Genomic DNA, 21,672 nt, shown 5'->3' on the forward strand with positions numbered 1-21,672 from the left:
AACCCTAGAGGCCGCGCACGAACGCCGCGAGCGCCAGCTCGAAGCTGTCGCGGTCGAGCTCGCGGGCGACGCCGGGGAGCAGGTGGGCGCGGTCGAGGTGCGGGTAGCGGTCCGCGTAGTCGGCGGGGTCGGCGGAGAAACCGCTCGAGAACGAGCTCAGCGCCGAGCCGAACACGATGTACATCAGGCCGGCGGCGATCATCGTGGCCTCGCGGCGCGACCAGCCCGCGTCGACCAGCGCGCCGTGCAGGAGGTCGAGGCGCTGCAGCGACTCGGCGCGGCCCGCCGGGCCGTAGGCGAGGAACGGGACGATGTTGGGGTGCGACGACAGTGCCGCGCGGTACGAGCGCGCGCACCTGATCAGGCCTTCTCGCCAGCCGTCGGAGAAGCCCGTGACGTCGACCGTGGACAGGATGCTGGACGCGATGTCGTTGAGCAGCTGGTCCTTGGTGCGGACGTGCCCGTAGAGCGACGCGGCCTGCACGCCGAGCTCGGCGGCGAGCTTGCGCATGGACAGGCCGTCGAGGCCGTCGCGGTCGATGATGGCCAGGGCCACCGACCTGATGCGGTCGGGACTCAGCAGAGGGGTGCTCGGCCGGGGCATGTGAGTTAACCTAACACTGTTCGGTTAGTCGGGAGGGCCTGTGGATCTAACGCTTTCGGACGAACACCGGCAGCTCAGGGAGCTGGCCCGGCGATTCACCGACGACCGCATCGTCCCCCACGCCACGCGGTGGGACCGCGAGGAGGCCATCGACAGGGACCTCGTGCCGGCGCTGGGCGAGGTCGGGTTCCTCGGGCTCGGCATCGACGAGCGCTACGGCGGGTCCGGGGGCGACAACCTCGCCTACTGCCTCGTGCTCGAGGAGGTGGCGCGCGGCGACTCGGCGGTCAGGGGGATCATCTCCGTCTCGCTCGGGCTGGTCGCGAAGTCGATCGCGCGGCACGGCACCGAGGAGCAGAAGCAGCGCTGGCTGCCCGGCCTCACGTCGGGCTCGCAGGTCGGGTGCTTCGCGCTCACCGAACCCGGCACCGGCAGCGACGCGGGCAGCCTCGTCACCAAGGCCGCGAAGACCGGCGGCGGCTACCGCATCACCGGCCGCAAGGTCTTCATCACCAACGGCACGTGGGCGGACGTCGCACTCGTGTTCGCGAGGACCGGCGGACCGGGCCCGAAGGGCATCTCGGCGTTCCTCGTCCCCACCGACTCCGAGGGTTTCCACGCCACCGAGATCAAGGGCAAGCTCGGCATGCGGGGCCAGGCCACCGCCGAGATCACCCTCGACGACGTCGAGGTGCCCGACGACGCCCTGCTCAGCGACCAGGGCTTCAAGCTCGCGATGGGCGCCCTGGACAAGGGCCGGATGTCCGTCGCGGCGGGCTGCGTCGGTGCCGCCAGGGGTGCGCTGGAAGCCGCGCTCCGGTACGCCGGGGAACGCGAGCAGTTCGGCAAGCCCATCGCGGGGTTCCAGCTCGTGCAGGAACTCCTCGCCGACATGGCCGTGGAGACCGACGCCGCGAGGCTGCTGACCTGGCGCGTCGCCGACCTCGCCGACAGGGGTCAGCCGTTCGGCACCGAGGCGTCCATGGCCAAGCTGTTCGCCAGCGAGGCCGCGGTGAAGGTCGCCAACAACGCCATCCAGGTCTTCGGCGGCTACGGCTACATCGACGAGTACCCGGTGGGCAAGTACCTCCGGGACGCCCGCGTCACCACCCTCTACGAGGGCACCAGCCAGATCCAGAAACTGCTCATCGGCCGCGCGCTCACGGGCGTGAACGCGTTCGTCTGAAAGGAAAGCAATGGACTTCACGCTCGACGAAGAGCAGAAGGAGATCCGCGACTGGGTGCGGACCTTCGTGCGCAAGGAGATCGTCCCGCTCGAGCCCGAGGTGCTGCGCCGCGAGCGCGCGGGCCGGCCGGGTCTGGGCCGGGACGAGCTGAAGGCGTTGCAGGACAAGGCCAAGCAGGCCGGGTTCTTCGGCGTGCTGACGCCGCAGGAGTACGGCGGCATGGGCCTCGGCGCGATGATGACCGCGCTCATCGAGGCGGAGCTGGGCCGCAGCTTCGTGCCGTTCCGCTTCGGCGGTTACGCGGACAACATCCTGTTCCACGGCAACGAGGAGCAGAAGCAGCGCTACCTGCTGCCGACGATCTCCGGCGAACGCGTCTCGTGCTTCGCGATCACCGAGCCGGGCGCCGGCAGTGACGCGAAGGCCATCCGCACGTCCGCCGTCCGGGACGGCGACGAGTGGGTGATCAACGGCGAGAAGACGTTCATCACGCAGGGCAACGAGGCCGACTTCGTGATGGTGTTCGCCGTCACCGACAAGGAGAAGGGCGCCGACGGCGGCGTCACGTGCTTCCTCGTCGACCGCGACATGGGCTGGAAGTCCGAGCCGATCCCGACCATGGGCCAGTGGGGCCCGGCGGCGCTCGTGTTCGACAACGTCCGCGTGCCGCACGAGAACATCCTCGGCGAGGAGGGCAAGGGCTTCCACCTGGCGATGCAGTGGATCGGCCAGGGCCGCTACCTGCTGCCCGCCCGCGCGCTCGGCAGCGTCGAGCGGCTCGTCGAGATGGCGGTCGAGCAGGCCCGCAACCGCGTCACGTTCGGCAAGCCCATCGCCGAGTACCAGGCCATCCAGTGGATGATCGCCGACTCCGCGGTCGAGATCGAGGCGCTGCGCTGGCTCGTGCTGCACGCCGCGTGGCTCGTCGACCAGAAGCAGGACTCGCGGCAGGCGCAGTCGATCGCCAAGCTCTACGGCGGCATCAAGGCCAACGAGATCGTCGACCGCGTGCTGCAGATCCACGGCGGCATGGGCTACACCCGCGAGCTGCCGATCGAGCGCTGGTACCGCGAGCTGCGCCTGCTGCGCATCTACGAGGGCACCGACGAGATCCAGCGCCGCACGATCGCGCGCAACCTGCTCAAGGGCCACGCGAGCGTGCGGGGCACGCTCGGCTAGCTTGAGCTCGTGCTCGACCACGGCATCCTCGGCGTCGTCGACCGGCAGGTCCGCACCTGGTCGGTCCGCGACGCCGAGGTGTACGCGGCGGCCGTGGGCGGCTTCTCCCCCGCGTTCGCCATCCCGCTGCTGCAGCACGGTGGCCCGCAGCTCGGCCTGACCGGCGCCGACATGACCCGGGTCCTGCACGCCGAGCAGTCGCTGTGGCTGCACCGAGGGCTTCACCCGGGCCTCCCGGTGACCGTCACCAAGACGGTCGAGAACATCTACGACAAGGGCTCGGGCGCCCTGGTCGTCAGCAGGTGGGAGTCGGAGTTCGCGACCACCCGGTCGTCGTGCTTCGTCAAGGGCGAGGGCGGTTTCGGCGGTGAACGCGGCGAGACCCGCGAGTTCACCGTTCCCGGCGAACCGCCGGAGGCCGGCTTCTTCCAGACCGCGGGGAACCAGGCGCTGCTGTACCGCGAGACCGGTGACGTGAACCCGATGCACACCGACCCGGAGTTCGCCCGGCGCGCCGGGTTCCCCGGGCCGATCCTGCACGGCCTCTGCACGCTCGGGATCACCGTGCGCGGCCTCGACTTCACCGAGCTGCACGCCCGCTTCACCGCCCCCGTCCTGCCGGGCGACCTGCTGCGGGTCGAACGCTGGCCCACCGGCGAGTTCCGCACGCTCGTCGACGGGAAGCAGGTCCTCATCGGAACGGTTCGGCTTTCCGAAGCGGGGCGCGGCCCGGAGGTTCGCACGATCGTGTCATGAGTGGTGCCCTGGCAACCGTGGACTCCGGGATCGAACCGGTGCGCGTGGCGGTGGAGTCCCGAGACCTGATCAGCGCGGCCGGTGTGACGCACCTGCTGAACAGCTCACCGCGGGTGCGGGTGGTCCAGGACCGCTCCGCCGCGCAGGTGCTGCTGGCCCTGGTGAACGAGCTGTGCGCCCAGCAGGCCGCCCGGCTGCGGGCCTGCGGTTCCCCCCGGATCGTGGTGATCGCCGCGCGCGTGCACGACCTCACCCCGTCCATCGCCGCCCAGGCCGGGCTGCCGGTGCCCCTGCGGCGCGCCGACGTCAACGCCGAACGCCTGGTCAAGCTGCTCGTCGGCGGCCAAGCCGTGCAGGAGCGGTCCCCGGTGCTGAACGACCGCGACCTGCGGCTGCTGCGGCTGCTGGCCGACGGCGCCACGATCGCCGAGGTCGCCGCACGGCTGTTCTGCTCGGAACGGACCGTGAAGTACGCGCTGCACCAGCTCCTGGAACGGTTCGGTCGGCGCAACCGGGTGCACGCGGTGGCGTGGGCCTTGCGCTCCGGCCTGCTCTAGCCGGAACCGAAGACGGACGAGAGCTGCACCCGCCTGCCGATCCCGGCCTTGCGGTAGACGCGGGTCAGGTGCAGCTCGACCGCCCGCCGCGTCACGCCGAACCGCTCGGCGATCTCCCGGTTCGTCCGCCCTTGCAGCGCCAGCAGGACGATTCGCGACTCGTGCGGCGTCAGCTCGTCCCACGCCGCCGGGCGCACCGGCCGTGCGGGACGGGACAGGGCCGCCCTCGCCTGCTCCACCACCTCGGTGGCGCCGGCCCGTTCGGCGTCGGCCACGGCGGCACGCGGCGAGCCCAGCGCGAGATGCATGCGGGCGCGCTGGTGCAGCAGCAGGTCGCACGTCCACGCAGGCGGCAACGTGCCGGTGTACCCCAGTCGCACCAGCACCTCCCGGGCATCACCCGGCCGTCGAGCGTCCACACAGGACGCCACGAAGGCCGCTGCTCCCAGCGCCGCGCAGCCACGTGACGGTGACGCCCCGGCCAGCTCGCCCAGGAGCCGCGACACCTCGGCGTGGTCCCCGCGAGCCCGGTGCGCCCACATCACCCACGCGGTCAGCCAGTCCTGCTCCGCCCCCACGAGCCTCGGCCGCACCAGCGGCGCCAGCTCCAGCAGCACGTGCTCGGACCCGGTGCGCAGCAGCGCGAGCCCGGCGAGCGCGAGCGACGGCACCACCGGCCCGCTCGGGGGAAGCGAGCGCAGCACCCGTTCCGGATCAGGCGGGACGACCGGCGTTTCGCCGAGGCTCAGCACGTCCTCGTCGCACTGCCAGTCGAGGACCACCGCGTCGACCCACGCGCGGGCGAGGGGCCGCTGCCGGGCGAGCTCGCCGGCCCGGGGCGCGATCCCGCAGCGCAGGTGCAGCTCCGCCATGGCCACCGCGACCTCCCCCGCGACCCCGGCGTCCAGCGGCTCCCGCACCGCGGCGCGCAGGCACCGGACCGCGTGCTCAGGCCGTCCGGCAGCCCGGTGCAGCCGTGCCGCGCCGAGCAGCAGCGGAGCCACCCACGACGCCTTCAGCGGTTCCGCGCACGCCACGACGTGCTCGGCGACAGCGGCCGGTGGGTCGCTCCGCCGGTGCATCACCTCCGCCGCGGCGCGATGCAGGAGTTCCCGCGGCTCGGGCGCCATCTCGTGCCGGATCGCGTGGCGCAGCGCCGGCGACCGGACCCGCATCGGCTCACCGCGGGCGAGGCGGGCGTCGACGAGCCGTTCGAACGCGGCCAGCGTCCGGAACGACCCCGTCCCCGCCACCTCGCCCAGCACGTCCAGCGACGCGGTCCCCAGCACCGAGAGCGCCCGCGCGACCGCCACCGCGTCGGCGTCCAGCGCCTCCCAGCTCCGCCGCACCGCCCGCAGCAGGCGCGGCAGCCTCAGCCCGGGCAGCAGAGCGCGCAACGAGGACACCGACACGTCCGCGACGACGTCCAGGACGTCGCTCAGCACACCGGGGGCCCCACCGCTGAACTCGAAGCACAGCTGCGTGAGCTCCGGCGAGACCTCGGCGCCGCACCGGCGCCGGAGCAGCTCGGCCACCGCCGGGGCCCCGACCGGCCCCACGGGCACCCGCACGGCGTCCACGACCGGCAGGGTGTCCGGATCGCAGTCCCCCGCCACCAGCACCGCGCCCCGGAACCGCGCCAGCCGCTCGGTCTCCTCCCCGGACAGCCGCTCGACGTCGTCCACCACGAGCACCGTGCGGCTGTCGGCCCCGGCCTGCGCCCTCAGCCCGCGCACCGGCCGCAGCCCGCTGCGCACCGCGATCGACGACGCGATCGACAACAACGCGCTCTTGCCCATACCAGTCGCGCCAAGCACAACGCACGACCGCACACCACTGCTGATCGCGTCCGTCAAGACGGCGATCTCCCGCTCACGCCCCACGAGCAGGCCGCCCGCCCGGCGCGCGGCGGCGTCGACGAGGCCGGGACGAGGTGGGGCGACCATGCCGTCCAGCAAATCGCCCTCGACCGCGCGGGACCATGCAGAAGCACCGGCAGAAGTTCGCCGGTTCTGCCCCTTCGCACAGCACCGGTGACCGCTCTTCAGGGCATGAACGCGAAACCCGCTCGACCAATCGGTCGGTGATGACCGTGAACCGTTCCGGCTCCCGCCACGTGTTCCTCTAGGTAGGCACGCGCACACTCGGGAGTCCCCCATGCGGGTCACATCACGCACCGTCTTCGACTTCGTCCGGCCGGACGGCACCACCGCGCCGGTCGAGACCGAGCTGGTCTACCGGGCGGACGACCCGTTCGCGGTGACCATGAGGTTCCGCGCGGGCGGCTCGGTGGCCACCTGGGTCGTGGGCAGGGACCTGATCTCCGAGGGCATGGCCGCGGCGGCGGGCGAAGGCGACGTGCGGCTGCGCCCGGTCACCGGCCGCGTGCTGCTGCTGGAGCTGATCTCGGACCGGCAGGTCACGGTGTTCCGGGTGCCGGCGGGCACGCTGCGGAAGTTCCTGGGCGCGACCCACGAGCTGGTGCCGCCCGGCTCCGAGCGGTTCGACGCCGACGCATTCCTGAGCACCGTCCTGCGCTAGCCCGTCACCTCGCGGACAGGTGCTCCCGCACCTCGGCGGCGATCTCGCGCGTGGCGTCGGTGTCCCACCGCTCGCACACCGCGAGCGAGTCGCGCAGATGCCGCCGCGCCGCGCCGTGGTCGCCCCGTGAGGCGGCGTTGTCGGCGAGCGCGCGCAGGATCTCGATCTCGCCGAGCCCGTCACCGATCGCCCGGAACCCCTCCAGCGCCCGCGCCAGGTCGTCGTCCGACGCGTCCAGGCACCCGGCGGCACGATGGGCCAAGGCGCGATGCAGCAACGTGCGCGCAAGCCACGACCTCATGTGCGCACGCCGGTAGACGTCCTCGGCCTCGATCAGCACCACAACGGCCTCGTCCGCCCTGTCGGCGTCCATCAGCGCGAGGCCGAGCCATCCGAGCGTGCGACCGAGGGCGGAGAAGTCGTAGATGCCGCGGGCATAGGCGCGTTGCTCCTCCGCCACTTCTTCGTGCGCGGTCACGGCGGCGATCGGACGGCCCATCAACCGCCACAGCACGCCGAGCACCGACCGCGCGTAGTGCTCGTCCCCGGGCTCGCGCATCGACGCGATCGCCTTCAGGCACACGCGTTCCGCCTCGTCGAACTGGCCGAGCCCGCTGTGGGCGGCCGACGCGACGAGCCACACCCAGCCGAGGTGCCCTGTCTCCCCCGACTCCTCGGCGAGCCGCGCGGCGCGGGTCAGCACCTCCAGCGCCGGGCCCGACCGGCCGGCCACGTCGAACAGCACCCAGCCCAGCTGGGCGAGGACCACGATCTCCTGCCACGGCTCGTGCGCGGACGCGAGAGCAGCGCGGTAGACGCGTTCCCAGAGCAGGCCCGGTTCGATGGCGGCGTAGTGCGACAGGGCGATCACAGCGCGGGCCACGTCGTCGTGCAGGCCCCTGGCCTGCGCCCGGTCGACGATCTCCGGCAGCAGGTCGCGGTGCTCGTCGAGCCACCGCCTCGCCGCCACCACGTCGGGGAACGCCCTGCCCCGCGGGCGGACGCGCCGGGCGTCCCCCGTCTGTCCGAACAGGACTCCCGCCGCCACGGTCGACTCCAGCAGCCAGGAGAGCATCCTGCGGTGCGCGTCGTCGTCAGTGGCGTCGATCAGGCCGTTGGCGAACGTCCGGACGAGGCCGTGCATCGCGTAGCCGTGCTCGTCCGGGTCGAGGAGGCTGACGTCGGTGAGCTCCTCCAGCACCTGCCCGGCCTCGGCGGCGGTGACGCCGGCCAGCTCCGCGGCGAGGTCCGGGGTCACGTGGGTGCCGACGAGCAGCCCGAGCCGCCGGAACACCAGGCGCGCCGTCTCCGGCAGGTGCGCGAGCGACACCTCGAACGCGCCGCGCACGTCGAGGTCGCCCGCCGTGAGCGCGGCGAGGCGGCGTTCCTCGATCTGCTCGACGAGGTGGCGCAGGGGCCAGCGCGGGCGGCTGGCGAGCCGGTTGCCCGCGATCCGCAACGCGAGCGGCGACTCCCCGCACAGCCGGACGAGCGTCCGCGCGGCCTCGCGGTCGGCCTCGACGCGGTCCGCCCCGACGATCGACGCGAGCAGGTCCAGGGCGGAGGGTTCCGCGAGACCGCCGAGCCGGATCCACGTGGCGCCCGCCAGGCCGGCGAGGCGGTGGCGGGACGTGACGATCGTGAGGCACCGCGGATCGGCCCCGAGTGTGCGGACCTCTTCCTCCGTGCGCGCACCGTCGAGCACGAGCAGCAGGCGCTTACCCGCGACCAACGACCGGTAGAGCCGCGTCTGGCCGTTGACGTCCTCCGGCACGTGCTCGGCGGGCACACCGAGGTCTCTCAGCAGCCGCTGGAGCGGTCGCTGAGAACCTTCGAGGTCGACGAGCAGCTGTCCGTCCGGAAACCGGCCCTCCAGCAGATGCGCGGCCCTCACCGCGAGGCTCGTCTTGCCGGTGCCCGCCGCGCCGTGGACCACCACGAGGCCGTGGGGCTTGCCCGCGATGGTGTCGAGTTCGGCGTCGCGGCCCACCAGGTCGGCGACGTACATCGGCAACGACCGGACGGGGCTCGTCAGCGCGACCCCGCCGGTCCGCGCGAGGCGGCGCAGCTCGGCGCGGTCGCGTTCGCCGAGGTCCAGCGCGTCGAGCAGGGCTTCGGTCGTGCGGCGCTGCGGTGACCGGGCACGGCCGCGTTCCATGTCGCTGATCGCGCGGACGCTGACACCGGACCGCTCGCTGAGCTCCTCCTGGCTGAACCCGGCGTTCCTGCGGTGCCGCACGAGCCGGTCGCCGAACGTCATGCCCCGAAGCTAGTGGTTCAGGCTCGTGAGCATCTGCGCACACACGCGGGAGAGGTGGCGGCGCATCACCGCGGACGCCTTGGCCGCGTCGCCGTCCGCAACGGCCCGGACGAGCTCGTCGTGGTCGTCCAGCGACGCGTGCTGGTGCGGTGGGTCGTCCTCCAGCGCGCTGCGCAGGAGCACCACGCGTTGCTGCACGAGCCGCACCTGCTCCGCGATGCGCGGGCTGCGGGCCGCATCGAGCAGCGACTGGTGGAACGCGAGGTCGAGCCGGTACGGGAACGGCTGCCCCGCCCGGTAGTTGCGGCGGCTCTCCGCGCAGACCTCCTGCAGCCGCACCAGGTCGACGTCGGTCCGCCGGGACGCCGCCAGCTCGGCCGCCGCGCACTCCAGGGCGGTGCGCAGCTCGAACAGGGCCTTGACGTCCTCGGGCGTGGCATCGGGCACGAACGCGCCGCGGTGGGGCACCAGCATCAGCAGCCCCTCGGAGGCGAGGTGCCGGATCGCCTCGCGCAACGGGCCGCGGCTGATGCCGAGCTTCTGCGCGACCTCGACCTCGTTGACCCGCGAGCCCGGCGCGATCTCGCCCGTCAGCACCTGTTCGCGCAGGACGTCCACGGCCTGCCCGGCCAGGCTGAGGTGCAGCGGGGGTGTCACCTTCGTCTCCTGATCTGGACGGCACCGGCCGTCCTCCCGCTAAGCTAGCGAACGTGTCAACTGTCGACAGTTGGCAGTTTTCGGGTGCGAAAGGGGCGACATGGGACACGAAGTGGTGGCAGAGGTCTGGCGGGGCGACTTCCTCGAGTCGGTGCACCACGGCACCGTCGTCGCCACCGACGCGTCCGGCGCCCCGGCCCTGTCCGTCGGCAGGCCGGACGACATCACGTTCCCGCGCTCGTCCAACAAGCCGCTCCAGGCCCTCGCGATGCTGCGCAGCGGCCTCGACCTCGACGGCCCGCTGCTCGCGCTCGCCTGCGCCTCCCACTCGGGAGAGGACTTCCACGTGGCCGGCGCCCTGGAGATCCTCTCCTCGGCCGGCCTCGGCGAGGAAGCCCTCCGGTGCACGCCCGACCTGCCCCTCGGCGAGCAGGCCCGCGCCCGGCACCTCGCCCGGGGCCTCGCCGCCGCGCCGAAGTACATGAACTGCTCGGGCAAGCACGCCGCCATGCTCGCCACCTGCGCCGTCAACGGCTGGTCGACGGAGGACTACCTCGACCCGGCGCACCCGCTGCAGGTCGCGACCCGCCGCACGATCGAGGACGTGGCCGGCGAGCCCGTCGCCCAGGTGGGCGTGGACGGCTGCGGCGCCCCGATCTTCGCCATCAGCCTCACCGGCCTCGCCCGCGCGTTCGGCCGCCTCGCCAGCGCCACCCCCGGCACGCTGGAGCACCGCGTCGCCGCCGCGATGAACGCCCACCCGGAGTGGGTCGGCGGCACCGGCCGTGACGTCACGGCCCTGATGGGCGCCCTGCCCGGCGTCATCGCCAAGGACGGCGCCGAGGGCGTCTACGCCGTGGGCCTCCCCTCCGGCGAGGGCGTGGCGCTGAAGATCGCGGACGGCTCGTCGCGCGCCCGTGCCGTCGTCGTCATCGCGGTGCTCAAGCGCCTCGGGGTGGACGTGAGCGCGGTCGAGGACCTCGCCACCGTCCCGGTCCTCGGGCACGGCCGCGCCGTGGGCGCCGTCAAGCCGTCGCTCGCGCTCGCGGGCTGACCAAGCCACTAAACTGGGGCCCATGGGCGATCCGAAGGACGAGGACGAGAAGTTCCAGGAGGAACTGATCGGCCTCGACCCGCACGACCCGGAGACGAAGGCGTTCGCGGACCACCTGGACCGGATGCAGCGGCAGCGTCCCGGCTACACCGTCGAGGGCTACCTCGACGGTGTGCGGGACTTCGCCGACTCGGCGAACCGCACGACGGGGCACCAGCGGCTCGTCGCCGTCATCGTCGTGGGCCTGTTGCTGCTGGGCGTCCTGCTCACGATCTGGTTCGCGCTGGGCGACATCCTCACCATCATCTTCTGACCCGGACGAGAACGAGTTCTCAACGAGGTCTTACGACCTCGCACGGGAAACGTCGCGCCGGGAAGCCTCACGAGCGCGTCGGCGTTATAAAGAGACATGGAACCTGTTGTCGGCGCCACCCCCAAAGTCGTGCGATCCGAAGAGGAATGGCGCACGCTGCTCAACCCCGCCGAGTTCGCGGTGCTGCGCCAGGCCGGCACCGAGCGTCCGTGGACCGGCGAGTACACCGAGACCAAGACCGAGGGCGTCTACGAGTGCCGTGCGTGCGGGGCCGAACTGTTCCGCAGCGACACCAAGTTCGACTCGCACTGCGGCTGGCCGTCGTTCTTCTCGCCGCTGGCCGGTGACTCGGTCATCCTGCGCGAGGACCGCACCCTCGGCATGAAGCGCGTGGAGGTGCTCTGCGCGGCCTGCCACAGCCACCTCGGGCACGTCTTCGAGGGCGAGGGCTACCCCACCCCGACGGACCAGCGGTACTGCATCAACTCGGTTTCCTTGAAACTCGTTCCGTCCGAATAGGAGACTGCAGGAGGAGTCCGGTCGACCGGACCGGACCGACCTGGGAGGCACCATGAACTTCTTCGGTACCGACGGTGAAGGCTCCAGCGGAGTCGACGGCGGCTCGTCGAGCTAGTCGAGGCGCCTCGTCCGCCGACCGGTGACGGGCAACCCTAAGGCTTCGTCAACAAGCCTTGTGGGGCTGTGGCGCGGACCACACCATGAACGCACCGAAGCACATTCGGGGCAGTTCAGGGGGTGGGTCGCATGAAGGCTTGGGGGTTGTCCGGACCGGAGTTCCTCCAGTTGTACTGGATCGGGCTGGCACTGGCGGTGCTGGTCGCGATCGTCGTCCGGGTACGCGTGCGGGCGGGTCACGGCGACCAGCCCGTGCGCTCCCTGGACATGGACGAACTCGCCTACCTCGCAGGCGGTCCGAGGCGCGTGGTCGAGACGTCCCTCGCGCGCCTGCTCACCGCGGGTGAGCTCCGCACGTCCCGGCGCGGCACGGTGCAGGTGACGTCCACCACGCACTCGGTGAACCCGGTGGACCGCGCGGTGGTGACCGACGGCCAGCGCTACACCAACCGCACGGTCAACCTGATGATCCCGGCCGTCGCCCAGGACGACGCGGTCACCGCGATCGGCCGGCGGCTCGAGGACATGGGCCTGGTCGTGCACCCGGCCGTCGCCAAGAGCGCGCTGCACAAGGGGTGTGCCGCGTTGTGGGTCCTGCTGGCGATCGGTGTCGCCCGCTGGGTCAACGGCATCGCGATCGGCGCGGACATCGGCTGGCTCTCCGTCCAGCTCGTCCTGACGGTCCTGCTGATCGTGCTCCTCACGCGGCGCGGCAAGCACATCCGCACCGCCAAGGGCACCAGGGTGCTGGAGGCCGCCCGCGGCGCCCGCACCAGGGCGGCGAGCGGGGACGAGGCCCTCTACGCGGGCGCGGCCGGAGCGGTTCTCTTCGGCGGCCTCGGCGTGTACCCGGACCTGGCGGTGCGCAGCTCGCTGCTCGCCTCGTCCTCCACCACGTCGGCGACCACCGGCTACAGCGGGTGTTCGTCCAGCTCTTCCTCGTGTTCGAGCGGCAGCAGCTGCGGCGGGGGCGGTGGGTGCGGTGGCGGCTGCGGCGGGGGCAGCTGAGCCGTCTCCCCCTTGTTCTTTTCAGGTAACGCGAGGAACCCAGGGGTAGATCTCACGTCGAAGAAGCACAGGCACCAGTGAGGGGAGTGCTGATGTCCACGCCTTCGACACCGCAGCGGACCACGTGGACCGCGGAGGAGATCGGGTTCCTGGCAGGGGGACCGGGCAGGGCGGCGGAAGCCGTTCTCGCCCGGCTGATGGACGGCGGTCTCGTGCGCGTCTCCCGCGAGGGACTCGTGACCGCCGTCCACCAGAACACCTACGGCGCCACCAGTCCTCTGGAGGCGTACGTCCTGGCGGGACTGCACGGGACGCCGCGGCCGGTCCAGCAGGTCGTGCAGGTGGCGATGACGAGCCACGAGATGGGCGCGCTGCACCAGAGCCTCGTCGCCCGCGGGGTGGTGCGCTCCTCGTGGGGCAGGCCCCGCGGCGGCAAGACCGCGTTGCGGGTAGTGCTGTTCCTGATGGCGTTCGCCTCGTTGTTCGTGGCGCTCGCGGTCGAACCCCTGGTGCTCGTGCTGACGGGCATGGTGCTGGTGACCGCGCTCCTGTTGCGGGACAAGGGCAGACTCACGGCGAACGGCAAGATCGTGGTGCGGTACGCGTTCAGGTCGACGAGCAGCAGTGCGGACGCGGTGGCGTTGTTCGGGTTGCGGCGGGGCAAGCAGCGCGCGGTCAAGTCCTCCGGTTCGTCCACTTCGCACGTCGGCAGCGGTTGCGGCTCCTACGACTGGAGCCACCACAGCTGCGGCGGCTCGTCGAGCTGCTCCAGCGCGAGCAGTTGCGGTTCCAGCAGTTGTTCGAGCAGCAGCAGCTCGAGTTCGAGTTGCGGCAGCTCCAGTTCCAGCAGCAGTTGCAGCAGCTCCAGCAGTTGAGGGAGAACTGATGGTGACTCCGACGACCTCCCGGGCGACGGTCCTGTCCCCCGAGGAGATCGGCTTCCTGACGGCGGGACCGGGCAGGGCGGCCGAGACCGCTCTGGCCCGGCTGCTCGACGCCGGCGTGGTGCGGGTCGCGCGCGACGGCCGGGTGTCCCCCGTGCACCAGAGCGGCGGCGGCGTCACGGTGGTCGAGACGCGCATGCTCGGCCGGCTCACCAAACCCGTGCAGTTCGGTCAGGTGGTGCAGGCCTCCGCGAACAGCCTGGAGATGCGGGTGCTGCAGCAGGGGCTGCGCGAGCGGAAGCTGATCCGCAACCCCCGTCCCCGGATGCGGCTGTGGTGGATCTTCCTGGTGATCGGGTCGTTCCTCGCTCTGGCCGCCATCACCGAGCCGACCCTGCTCGTAGGCACCGCGGCGCTGTTCGGGGCCTCCTGGTGGTCGTTCGGCGCTCGTCCGGTCACCAGGGCGGGCAGGGCGGCGATGGAGGGCGTGACGGCGGACGACAGGGTGCTCACGGTCGCGCTGCACGGCTTCCGCGGCCGGGTCGGCGACCGGAACGCCGGCGACCTCTTCGGACTGCCGCAGAGCGTCGTCCGGACGGTCCCGCGCAAGAAGAGGAAGCGCACCGAGGACGACAGGTGCGGCAGCTGCGGGAGCGGGTGCGGCAGCAGTTCTTGTGGTAGCAGTGGGTGTTCGTCGGGCAGCAGCAGCTGCGGTGGCGGCGGTTGTGGCGGCGGCGGAGGGGGCGACTGATGGCGGGGATCGAGGACCTGGGTGTCGGCATCGGCTGGCGCTCGGAGATCGACCTGACCGTGGAACGGCTGCCCGGCGTGGACTTCGTCGAGGTCGTCGCCGAGAACCTCCACATCGGACACCTGCCGGAGTCGGTCACGCTGCTGCTGGAGCGCGGAGTTCCGGTGCTCCCCCACGCCGTGTCGCTGTCGCTGGGCGGTGCCGACGAGGTCGACCTGCACCGGGTCGAGCACCTGGGCGCCGTCGCCGAGGCCGTCGGGGCGCCGATGGTCAGCGACCACGTGTGCTTCGTGCGGGCGGGCGGGCTCGACTCCGGCCACCTGATGCCGGTGCCGCGCACCAGGGACGCGCTCGACGTGCTCGTCGCGAACGTCAAGCTGGCCCAGGCGAACCTGCCGGTGCCGCTCGCGCTCGAGAACGTCGCCGCGCTGCTGGAGTGGCCGGACGGCGAGCTGTCCGAGGGCCAGTTCCTCGCCGAGCTCGTGGAGCGCACGGACTGCTGGCTGCTCGTCGACGTCGCAAACCTCTACGCCAACGCCCGCAACATCGGCACGGACCCGGAGCGGTTCCTCGACGAGATCCCGCTCGAACGGCTGGCCTACGTGCACGTGGCCGGCGGCGAGCAGCACGGCGACATCTACCACGACACGCACGCCCACGCGGTCCTGCCGGAAGTCCTGGAAGTGCTGGACGAACTGTGCTCGCGGGTCAGCCCTCCGGGCGTTCTGCTGGAACGCGACGACAACTACCCGTCCGACGCGGAGATCGAGGCGGAACTGGCCGCGATCCGCGCCGTCGTGGACAAGCACCGTGGCTGAAGTCGTGAACGAGGACGACGTCCCCGCCGCCCGCGCGAGGCTCGCCGCCCGGCAGGCCGAGCTGTTGACCGCGCTGCTCGCGAACGGACCGGCCCCGGCGGGATTCGACGAACAACGCCTCGCCGTCGAACGGCGCGCGTTGCTGTCGAAGCGACGCGGCATCGTGCGGATGCTCGGCCCCGCTGTCGCCGACGAGCTCGGCGAGCGGTTCCGGCCGCTGTTCGACGCCTACGCCGTCGAACACCCACGTCGAGCGGGGTCACGCGCCCGCGAGGACGCCGCATCGTTCGCGGAATGGTGCCGCGCCGCGGGTGAGTTGTCGGCGAAGCGCAAGGCTCGCTGGAAGTTCTGGCAGTCGAACTGATCGACCCGGAGGGGTCCCGGCCGCCCGCTCCGGACGGCCTGGACCGCCCTCACGGCAGGTTCAGGACCAGCTCGGCGGCCGGGACGCGGGTGCCCGTGTAGAAGGGGATCTCCTCGCGCACGTGCAGACGGGCCTCGGTGCCGCGCAGGTGGCGCATGAGGTCGACGATGCGGTGCAGCTCGTCCGCCTCGAACGCCAGCAGCCACTCGTAGTCGCCGAGGGCGAACGACGCGACGGTGTTCGCGCGCACGTCCGGGAAGTCGCGGGCCTCCTTGCCGTGGTCCGCCAGCATCTTGCGGCGGTCCTCCTCCGGCAGCAGGTACCACTCGTAGGACCGCACGAACGGGTAGACGCACACGTACTTGCGCGCCTCCTCACCCGCGAGGAACGCGGGGATGTGGCTGCGGTTGAACTCCGCGGGGCGGTGCAGGGCGACCTGCGACCAGACCGGCGTGGAGACCTTGCCGAGCGGCGTGCGGCGGAAGCCGGTGTACGCGGCCTGGACCTGCTCGATCTCCTCGGCGTGCCACCAGATCATGTAGTCCGCGTCGGCGCGCAGACCGGCCACGTCGTAGACACCGCGGACGACGACGCCCTTGCCCTCCAACGCGTCCAGGTAGTCCTGGGTCTCGCTGGCCGCCGCCGAACGGTCGTCCGGAAGCTTGCCGGGTTCGACCCGGAACACCGACCACATCGTGTAGCGGATGGTGTCGTTGAGCTCGTTGTAGTTCAAGCGCGCCATACGTCCATCTTGGCACGGTCCTCTCAGCGGCGAACGCGGCCCAGCAGGTGTGCTGCGACACGGGCGGCGGCCGCGTCCGCGGTCGCGATGCACGCCGGCACGCCCACGCCGTGCAGCGTGGCTCCCGCGACGGCGAGGCCCGGCACGTCGGCGATGCCGCGCTCGATGGTGTCGACGAGGTCGACGTGGCCGACGCCGTACTGCGGCAGCCCGCCGCCCCAGCGCTGGACCACGTAGTCGATCGGCGCTTCCTTGACGCCGGTCAGCTCGTGGAGGTCGTTGCGGACGGCCTTGACGAGGTCGGCGTCGCTGCGTTGCAGGAGCGCCGTCTCGCCGTGCCGCCCGACCGAGCCGCGCAGGATCACGGGTTCGCCGTAGTGCGCCCACTTGCGGCTGGAGAACGTGAAGGCCTTGGCGGTGAACGGGGTGATGCGGTCGGAGTACCGCTCCCCCTCCGCGATCAGCACGCCGGAGCGGTCCGGCAGCACGGTGCCCGGCGGCAGGGCGAGCGCGACGACGGCCATGGAGGCCACCTCGACCTTGCCGTACGCGGCGGACACCTGCGGGGCGATCTCGTGCAGCAGCTTGCGCGCGGACGGCGCGGGGACCGCGAGCACGACGCCGTCGCACTCCAGGTACTCCGGGGTCGCGGCCGAGCCGATCTCGAGGCGCCAGCCGTCGCCGAGCCACGACAGCACCCGCACCGGCAGGCCCAGCCGCACCTCGGGCTTCGCGACCTCGGCGAGCCGGTCGACGAGCGACGAGACGCCGTTCGCCAGCGACGCGAACACCGGCGGGCGGACCGCGCGGGGCTGCGGTGGCGCGGGCATCGTCATCGCGGCGGCCGCGAGCAGCGACCCGACACCCTTGTCGAGCAGCGTCGCGATCTGCGGCATCGTGGCGCGCAGGCCGAGCTCGTCGGCGCGGCCCGCGTAGACACCGCCGAGCAGCGGGCCGACCAGGCGGTCCGCGACCTCCGGGCCGAACCTGTCCTTCACGAGCGCGCCGACGGCGACGTCCCCGCCGCCGAGCGAGACCGGCGGCAGCGTGGGTTCCATCTCGACCCGCAGCGCGCCCTCGGACGACAGCACGTGCCGCACGCTCTCGACGCTCGCCGGGACGCCCATGAACGTGTGCGCCGGCAACTGGTGCGTGCGCCCGGCCGCGTGGACGCTCGCCTTCACACCCGTCGGGTGCACGACGTGGTCCCGCAGCCCGATCTCGCCGATCAGCTCCTGCGCCTCGGGCTTGCGGTGCAGGAACGCCTCCGCGCCCACGTCGAACCGCACGCCGGCGAGCTCGGTGGTGCGCAGCTTGCCGCCCAGCCGGTCGGACTGCTCGACCACCGTGATCCTGGCGTCGGGGCCGAGCAGCATCCTCAGGCGGTGCGCGGCGGCGAGTCCGGAGATGCCTCCCCCGACGATGGCGACGTGCGGTGCTCTGGCGTGCATTACAGGCTGTGGATCAGTTCGACGGTGCGGGTGATGATCTCCGGGTCCGTGTCGGGCAGGACGCCGTGGCCGAGGTTGAAGATGTGGCCGCGGGCGGCCTTGCCCTCGGCGTGGATGCGGCGCACCTCGCGTTCGACGGCCTCGAAGCCCGCGAAGAACAGCGCCGGGTCGAGGTTGCCCTGCACGACCGGCTCCGGCAGGTCCGGGGCGGCCTCGCGCAGCCGCCGCACGGCCACGTCGAGCGGCAGGCGCCAGTCGACGCCGACGACGTCCGCGCCGGCCTCGCGCATGGCGGGCAGCAGCTCGCCCGTGCCGACGCCGAAGTGGATCCTCGGAACGGTGCTGATCGTCTCCAGCACGCGCTTCGAGTGCGGCAGGACGAACTCGCGGTAGTCGCGCTCGGACAGCGCGCCCGCCCACGAGTCGAACAGCTGGACCGCCTGCACGCCCGCGTCGAGCTGCGCGTGCAGGAAGGCCGCCGTGACGTCGGCGATCTTCGCGAGCAGCGCGTGCCACAGCTCGGGGTTGCCGTGCATGAGCGCCTTGGTGCGCTCGTGGTTCTTGCTCGGGCCGCCCTCGACGAGGTACGAGGCGAGCGTGAACGGCGCCCCCGCGAAGCCGATCAGGGCGACTTCCCGCGGCAGTTCCTTGAGCAGCAGCCCGATCGCGTCGGCGACCGGCTGCACCTGCTCGGCGTGCAGCGCGGGCAGCGCCTTCACGTCGTCGAGCGTGCGGACCGGGTTCGCGACGACGGGACCGGTGCCCGCGACGATGTCGAGGTCGACACCGGCCGCCTTGAGGGGCACCACGATGTCGGAGAAGAGGATCGCGCCGTCGACCCCGTGCCGCCGAACCGGCTGCATGGTGATCTCGCAGACCATCTCCGGGTCCATGCACGCGTCGAGCATCGCGGTGCCCTGGCGGAGCGCCCGGTACTCGGGCAACGACCGTCCCGCCTGCCTCATGAACCAGACAGGGGTGTGCGACGGGGTGCCGCCACTTGCGGCCACGAGGAGGGGAACTGAAGAAGTCATATCTCTTTCATGGTCCCACGTCCCGGCGTGCCGCCGTCACTCGGTCGGTTTCCGAGGCATACAGTCAGTTGTGTGACCGAGCCGGAAATCTTCCGCCGGGCGGTGGGGACGCTCAAGTCGGTTCGCCACAGGCCCGAGATCGAACTCACCGAAGTTCGCCCGCCGCAGCGGCTCGCCCCGTGGGCGTACGCGCTCACGGCTGAGGTCACGGGTCCCTCGGACGAGCTGTCGACCGGAAGGCTCGTCCTGCTGCACGACCCGGACGGCGACGAGGCGTGGGGCGGTGTCCTGCGCGTCGTGGCGTACGTGCGCGTCGAACTGGACCACGAGCTCGCCTCCGACCCGCTGCTGCCCGAGGTCGGGTGGTCGTGGCTGACCGAGGCCCTCGACCAGTCCGGTGCGCGGTTCACCGCGCTGGGCGGCACCGTGACGCAGACGTCGTCGGCGAGGTTCGGCGACATCGCCGGTCCGGCTCGCACGGACGACCTGGAGCTGCGCGCGTCGTGGACGGCGCTCGACGGCGAGCTCGCCGAGCACGGCACCGCGTTCTACGAACTGATGGCGACGGCCGTGGGGCTGCCCCCGGTCGGCGTGACGTTGTTCGGCCAGCGCTCCTGATTCACCGATATCCCATATATCAACAGCCATTTCGCACGCTCCCACCTTTGCAACTGGTCTTTTGCGGACGTCCGCAAAAGACCAGTTGCAAAGGGTCGGACGACAAAACGGCAGGTCAGTTGTCGGCGTCGCGCAGCACGCGCAAAACGTTGGCGCCCGCGAGCTTCGTGCAGTCGTCCTCGGACCAGCCGCGGTCGAGCAGCGCGCCGATGAGGTTCGGGTAGGTCGAGACGTCCTCGAGGCCCTGCGGGAGCGCTTGGACGCCGTCGTAGTCGCCGCCCAGCCCGATGTGGTCGACACCGACGACCTCGCGGGCGTGGTCGAGGTGCAGGACGACGTCGTCGAGCGTCGCGACCGGCTTGGGGTGGTCGACGACCCACTTCTCCGTGAACTTCTTCCGCTCGTCCATGTCCGCGTGGCTCGCACCGGCGGCGGTCATCGCGTCACGAAGAGCCGCGTCCCATTCAGCGACCCGCGGTGACACGAAGTCCGGGACGAATGTGATCATGGCCACACCACCGTTGGTCGCCAGCTTGACCAGGACGTCGTCCGGGATGTTGCGCGGGTGGTCCGCGACGTGGCGGCACGAGGAGTGGCTGAAGATCACCGGCTTGACGCTCGTGTCGAGCGCCGCGTGCATCGTGCTGGGCGCGACGTGGCTCAGGTCGACGAGCATGCCGATCCGGTTCATCTCGCGCACGACCTCGCGGCCGAACTCGGTCAGGCCGCCGTGTTCGGGCTGGTCGGTGGCACTGTCGGCCCACGGGGTGTTGTCGTTGTGCGTCAGCGTCATGTAGCGGACGCCCAGCCGGCGCAGGGCGCGCAGGACACCGAGTGAAGAGTTGATGGAATGGCCGCCCTCGGCGCCCAGCAGGGACGCGACACGCCCGGATGCGAAAACTTTTTCGGCCTCGGCGGCGGTGGTCGCGATCCCGAGGTGGTCGGAGTACCGCACGGCCAGTTCGTGGACCAGCTCGACCTGCTCCAGCACGGCGGTGACGGCTCCGTCGCCCGCGAGCCTGCCGGGGATCCAGACGGACCAGAACTGCATTCCCAGGCCGCCTTCGCGCATTTTCACGATGTCGGTGTGCAGGCTGGGATGACGGTCCGTGAGGTCGATCTTCGCGGCGGTCGTGTAGACGTCCTCGCCGGTTCCCTCTCCGAACTCCCGCAGGGCCCACGGCAGGTCGTTGTGGCCGTCGACGAGGGGCACGCGCCGCAGCAGGGCCCGCGCTCGTTCGACACCCGAACCGCTCCGCACAACCAACTCCTAGATGTCGTTCCGAGAGGGCCTCGCGTTACGCCCCCTATCCAGTTGTCATCCAATCGTGTGACACATGAGGCCATCTGTCACAACTCAATAGGGATAGATACCCGATTGATCGTCCCGTAGACCCGCATGGGCGGCTACGCTGCCCCAGACGACACCACTTTCGGTCGATCAGTGGCGCGGCTGATTGGACGAAAGTCTCCGGTGCCGGTCGGGGGGCACGACCGACTCCAGGGAGGTAGTGACGTGGCTGCCGTCGGCTTAGGTCAGGCCGTTCGTACCACGCCAGCCGGCTCGTTGCCGGCGAACATGGTCCCGCACCCGCGGGAAGAGCTTTTTTCAGTGCTGGTGGTCGACGACCACCCACTGCTGAGGGAGGCGATATCAGCTCGGCTCACCCAAATGGGAGCCGGGACAGTGCATGAGGCCGCATCGGTGGCAGAGGCTCGGGCGCGGGCACTTGCCACCGGACCGTGCGACCTCGCGATCCTCGATCTGGGCCTGCCGGATGGCACCGGCATCGACCTGGTCACGGAACTCCGTGCCCAGGGCTGGCCCCGCATCGTGGTCCTCGCATCCTCCGACGACCCCTACGCGGTCAGGTCGGCCTTCCAGGCGGGCGCCCAGGCGTACCTCCTGAAGTCCGCCTCTCCGATGGTGGTCACCGACGGGGTGCGCAGGGTCCTCGACGGCGGCGTTTACGCAGATCCGAGCGTGGCACCAGTACTCGCAGCGGGTACTCGGGTGCCGGGCACGGACAACACGCCGCGGGAACTCTCCGCGCGTGAGGTCGAGGTGCTCCAGCTGGTCGCCGATGGCCAGAGCAACAAGGAGATCGGCGAGGCTCTGAGCCTGTCCGCGTTGACGGTGAAGTCTCACCTGTCGCGGATCGGCCGGAAGCTGGGCACCGGGGATCGCGCTCAGATGGTCGCGCTGGCGATGCGTGCCGGCGTGATCCGTTAGATACCGGTTTGAAGCACTGAACCGG

At 71.5% G+C, this 21,672-nt stretch carries 23 protein-coding genes; 15 read left to right on the forward strand and 8 right to left on the reverse strand.

What is annotated here, in order from left to right; all coding sequences use genetic code 11:
* Positions 1 to 4: 4 nt before the first annotated feature.
* Positions 5 to 604 carry a TetR/AcrR family transcriptional regulator gene (locus V1227_RS17435; RefSeq protein ID WP_236219577.1) on the reverse strand — a complete coding sequence of 200 codons (600 nt, stop codon included), beginning with the start codon at positions 602 to 604 and terminating at the stop codon, positions 5 to 7.
* Between the two features lie 40 nt (positions 605 to 644).
* Here V1227_RS17435 and V1227_RS17440 point away from each other — a divergent pair, with 40 nt between their 5' ends.
* The 4 genes from V1227_RS17440 to V1227_RS17455 are packed head-to-tail and all read left to right on the forward strand — an operon-like array spanning position 645 to position 4,283.
* Entirely contained in the window at positions 645 to 1,790 is a 1,146-nt protein-coding gene (locus V1227_RS17440) for an acyl-CoA dehydrogenase family protein (RefSeq protein WP_329793640.1), read from the forward strand.
* A gap of 10 nt (positions 1,791 to 1,800) precedes the next feature.
* Positions 1,801 to 2,970: an acyl-CoA dehydrogenase family protein gene (locus V1227_RS17445; RefSeq protein ID WP_329793641.1), complete on the forward strand. Its 1,170-nt coding sequence runs from the start codon at positions 1,801 to 1,803 to the stop codon at positions 2,968 to 2,970.
* A 9-nt stretch (positions 2,971 to 2,979) separates the two neighbouring features.
* Positions 2,980 to 3,726, forward strand: coding sequence for a MaoC/PaaZ C-terminal domain-containing protein (locus V1227_RS17450; RefSeq protein ID WP_329793642.1), 747 nt, complete (start codon positions 2,980 to 2,982; stop codon positions 3,724 to 3,726).
* On the forward strand, positions 3,723 to 4,283 hold the full coding sequence (locus tag V1227_RS17455) for a helix-turn-helix transcriptional regulator (protein WP_329793643.1): 561 nt from the start codon (positions 3,723 to 3,725) through the stop codon (positions 4,281 to 4,283). Before V1227_RS17450 ends, V1227_RS17455 begins: the two co-directional genes overlap by 4 nt.
* Here V1227_RS17455 and V1227_RS17460 read toward each other — a convergent pair.
* The gene (locus V1227_RS17460) at positions 4,280 to 6,229 is read right to left on the reverse strand and encodes a LuxR C-terminal-related transcriptional regulator (RefSeq protein WP_329793644.1); all 1,950 of its coding nucleotides are present in this window, start codon (positions 6,227 to 6,229) and stop codon (positions 4,280 to 4,282) included. The two genes, V1227_RS17455 and V1227_RS17460, sit on opposite strands and share 4 nt — an antisense overlap.
* Before the next feature lie 211 nt (positions 6,230 to 6,440).
* Between V1227_RS17460 and V1227_RS17465 the strand changes: the two genes are divergently transcribed.
* The gene (locus V1227_RS17465; protein WP_329793645.1) at positions 6,441 to 6,824 is read left to right on the forward strand and encodes an SsgA family sporulation/cell division regulator; all 384 of its coding nucleotides are present in this window, start codon (positions 6,441 to 6,443) and stop codon (positions 6,822 to 6,824) included.
* A gap of 4 nt (positions 6,825 to 6,828) precedes the next feature.
* Here V1227_RS17465 and V1227_RS17470 read toward each other — a convergent pair whose 3' ends face one another.
* On the reverse strand, positions 6,829 to 9,084 hold the full coding sequence (locus V1227_RS17470) for an ATP-binding protein (RefSeq protein WP_329793646.1): 2,256 nt from the start codon (positions 9,082 to 9,084) through the stop codon (positions 6,829 to 6,831).
* Positions 9,085 to 9,093: 9 nt separating this feature from the next.
* A complete protein-coding gene (locus V1227_RS17475; RefSeq protein ID WP_329793647.1) occupies positions 9,094 to 9,741 on the reverse strand; it encodes a GntR family transcriptional regulator in 648 nt (215 codons plus the stop codon).
* A 100-nt stretch (positions 9,742 to 9,841) separates the two neighbouring features.
* Between V1227_RS17475 and V1227_RS17480 the strand changes: the two genes are divergently transcribed.
* The 8 genes from V1227_RS17480 (at position 9,842) to V1227_RS17515 (ending at position 15,569) form a co-directional block, all read left to right on the forward strand.
* Positions 9,842 to 10,795: an asparaginase gene (locus V1227_RS17480; protein ID WP_329793648.1), complete on the forward strand. Its 954-nt coding sequence runs from the start codon at positions 9,842 to 9,844 to the stop codon at positions 10,793 to 10,795.
* A 22-nt stretch (positions 10,796 to 10,817) separates the two neighbouring features.
* Entirely contained in the window at positions 10,818 to 11,108 is a 291-nt protein-coding gene (locus tag V1227_RS17485; protein WP_236219567.1) for a hypothetical protein, read from the forward strand.
* Between the two features lie 96 nt (positions 11,109 to 11,204).
* Positions 11,205 to 11,627: a peptide-methionine (R)-S-oxide reductase MsrB gene (gene msrB / locus V1227_RS17490; RefSeq protein WP_329793649.1), complete on the forward strand. Its 423-nt coding sequence runs from the start codon at positions 11,205 to 11,207 to the stop codon at positions 11,625 to 11,627.
* Positions 11,628 to 11,873: 246 nt separating this feature from the next.
* Positions 11,874 to 12,752, forward strand: coding sequence for a TIGR04222 domain-containing membrane protein (locus V1227_RS17495; RefSeq protein ID WP_329793650.1), 879 nt, complete (start codon positions 11,874 to 11,876; stop codon positions 12,750 to 12,752).
* Between the two features lie 92 nt (positions 12,753 to 12,844).
* Positions 12,845 to 13,627 (forward strand): TIGR04222 domain-containing membrane protein, encoded by a 783-nt coding sequence (locus V1227_RS17500; RefSeq protein ID WP_329793651.1) that lies wholly within the window; start codon positions 12,845 to 12,847, stop codon positions 13,625 to 13,627.
* A 10-nt stretch (positions 13,628 to 13,637) separates the two neighbouring features.
* Positions 13,638 to 14,387, forward strand: a complete 750-nt coding sequence (locus V1227_RS17505) for a TIGR04222 domain-containing membrane protein (protein WP_329793652.1) — start codon at positions 13,638 to 13,640, stop codon at positions 14,385 to 14,387.
* Positions 14,387 to 15,205 carry a DUF692 domain-containing protein gene (locus tag V1227_RS17510; RefSeq protein ID WP_329793653.1) on the forward strand — a complete coding sequence of 273 codons (819 nt, stop codon included), beginning with the start codon at positions 14,387 to 14,389 and terminating at the stop codon, positions 15,203 to 15,205. Before V1227_RS17505 ends, V1227_RS17510 begins: the two co-directional genes overlap by 1 nt.
* Positions 15,198 to 15,569: a hypothetical protein gene (locus V1227_RS17515; protein WP_329793654.1), complete on the forward strand. Its 372-nt coding sequence runs from the start codon at positions 15,198 to 15,200 to the stop codon at positions 15,567 to 15,569. The genes V1227_RS17510 and V1227_RS17515 overlap by 8 nt, the downstream gene beginning before the upstream one ends.
* A 49-nt stretch (positions 15,570 to 15,618) precedes the next feature.
* Here V1227_RS17515 and hemQ read toward each other — a convergent pair whose 3' ends face one another.
* Genes hemQ through hemE form a run of 3 tightly spaced genes read right to left on the reverse strand, consistent with a single transcriptional unit; the run spans position 15,619 to position 18,796 of the window.
* Positions 15,619 to 16,311, reverse strand: coding sequence for a hydrogen peroxide-dependent heme synthase (gene hemQ / locus V1227_RS17520; RefSeq protein ID WP_090105006.1), 693 nt, complete (start codon positions 16,309 to 16,311; stop codon positions 15,619 to 15,621).
* A 23-nt stretch (positions 16,312 to 16,334) separates the two neighbouring features.
* The gene (gene hemG / locus V1227_RS17525) at positions 16,335 to 17,762 is read right to left on the reverse strand and encodes a protoporphyrinogen oxidase (protein WP_329793655.1); all 1,428 of its coding nucleotides are present in this window, start codon (positions 17,760 to 17,762) and stop codon (positions 16,335 to 16,337) included.
* Positions 17,762 to 18,796, reverse strand: coding sequence for a uroporphyrinogen decarboxylase (hemE, locus tag V1227_RS17530; RefSeq protein WP_329793656.1), 1,035 nt, complete (start codon positions 18,794 to 18,796; stop codon positions 17,762 to 17,764). Before hemE ends, hemG begins: the two co-directional genes overlap by 1 nt.
* A 72-nt stretch (positions 18,797 to 18,868) precedes the next feature.
* Between hemE and V1227_RS17535 the strand changes: the two genes are divergently transcribed.
* Positions 18,869 to 19,414 carry a DUF3000 domain-containing protein gene (locus V1227_RS17535; RefSeq protein ID WP_236219557.1) on the forward strand — a complete coding sequence of 182 codons (546 nt, stop codon included), beginning with the start codon at positions 18,869 to 18,871 and terminating at the stop codon, positions 19,412 to 19,414.
* Between the two features lie 115 nt (positions 19,415 to 19,529).
* On the opposite strand, the gene V1227_RS17540 is transcribed toward V1227_RS17535, so the two are convergent.
* Complete coding sequence (locus V1227_RS17540) at positions 19,530 to 20,675, reverse strand: dipeptidase (protein ID WP_329793658.1); 1,146 nt, start codon at positions 20,673 to 20,675, stop codon at positions 19,530 to 19,532.
* A gap of 255 nt (positions 20,676 to 20,930) precedes the next feature.
* Between V1227_RS17540 and V1227_RS17545 the strand changes: the two genes are divergently transcribed.
* A complete protein-coding gene (locus V1227_RS17545; protein ID WP_015099292.1) occupies positions 20,931 to 21,647 on the forward strand; it encodes a response regulator in 717 nt (238 codons plus the stop codon).
* The last annotated feature ends 25 nt before the right edge of the window (positions 21,648 to 21,672 follow it).

The sequence above is a fragment of the Lentzea sp. DG1S-22 genome (assembly GCF_036321065.1).
GTDB classification, from domain to species: domain Bacteria; phylum Actinomycetota; class Actinomycetes; order Mycobacteriales; family Pseudonocardiaceae; genus Lentzea; species Lentzea jiangxiensis.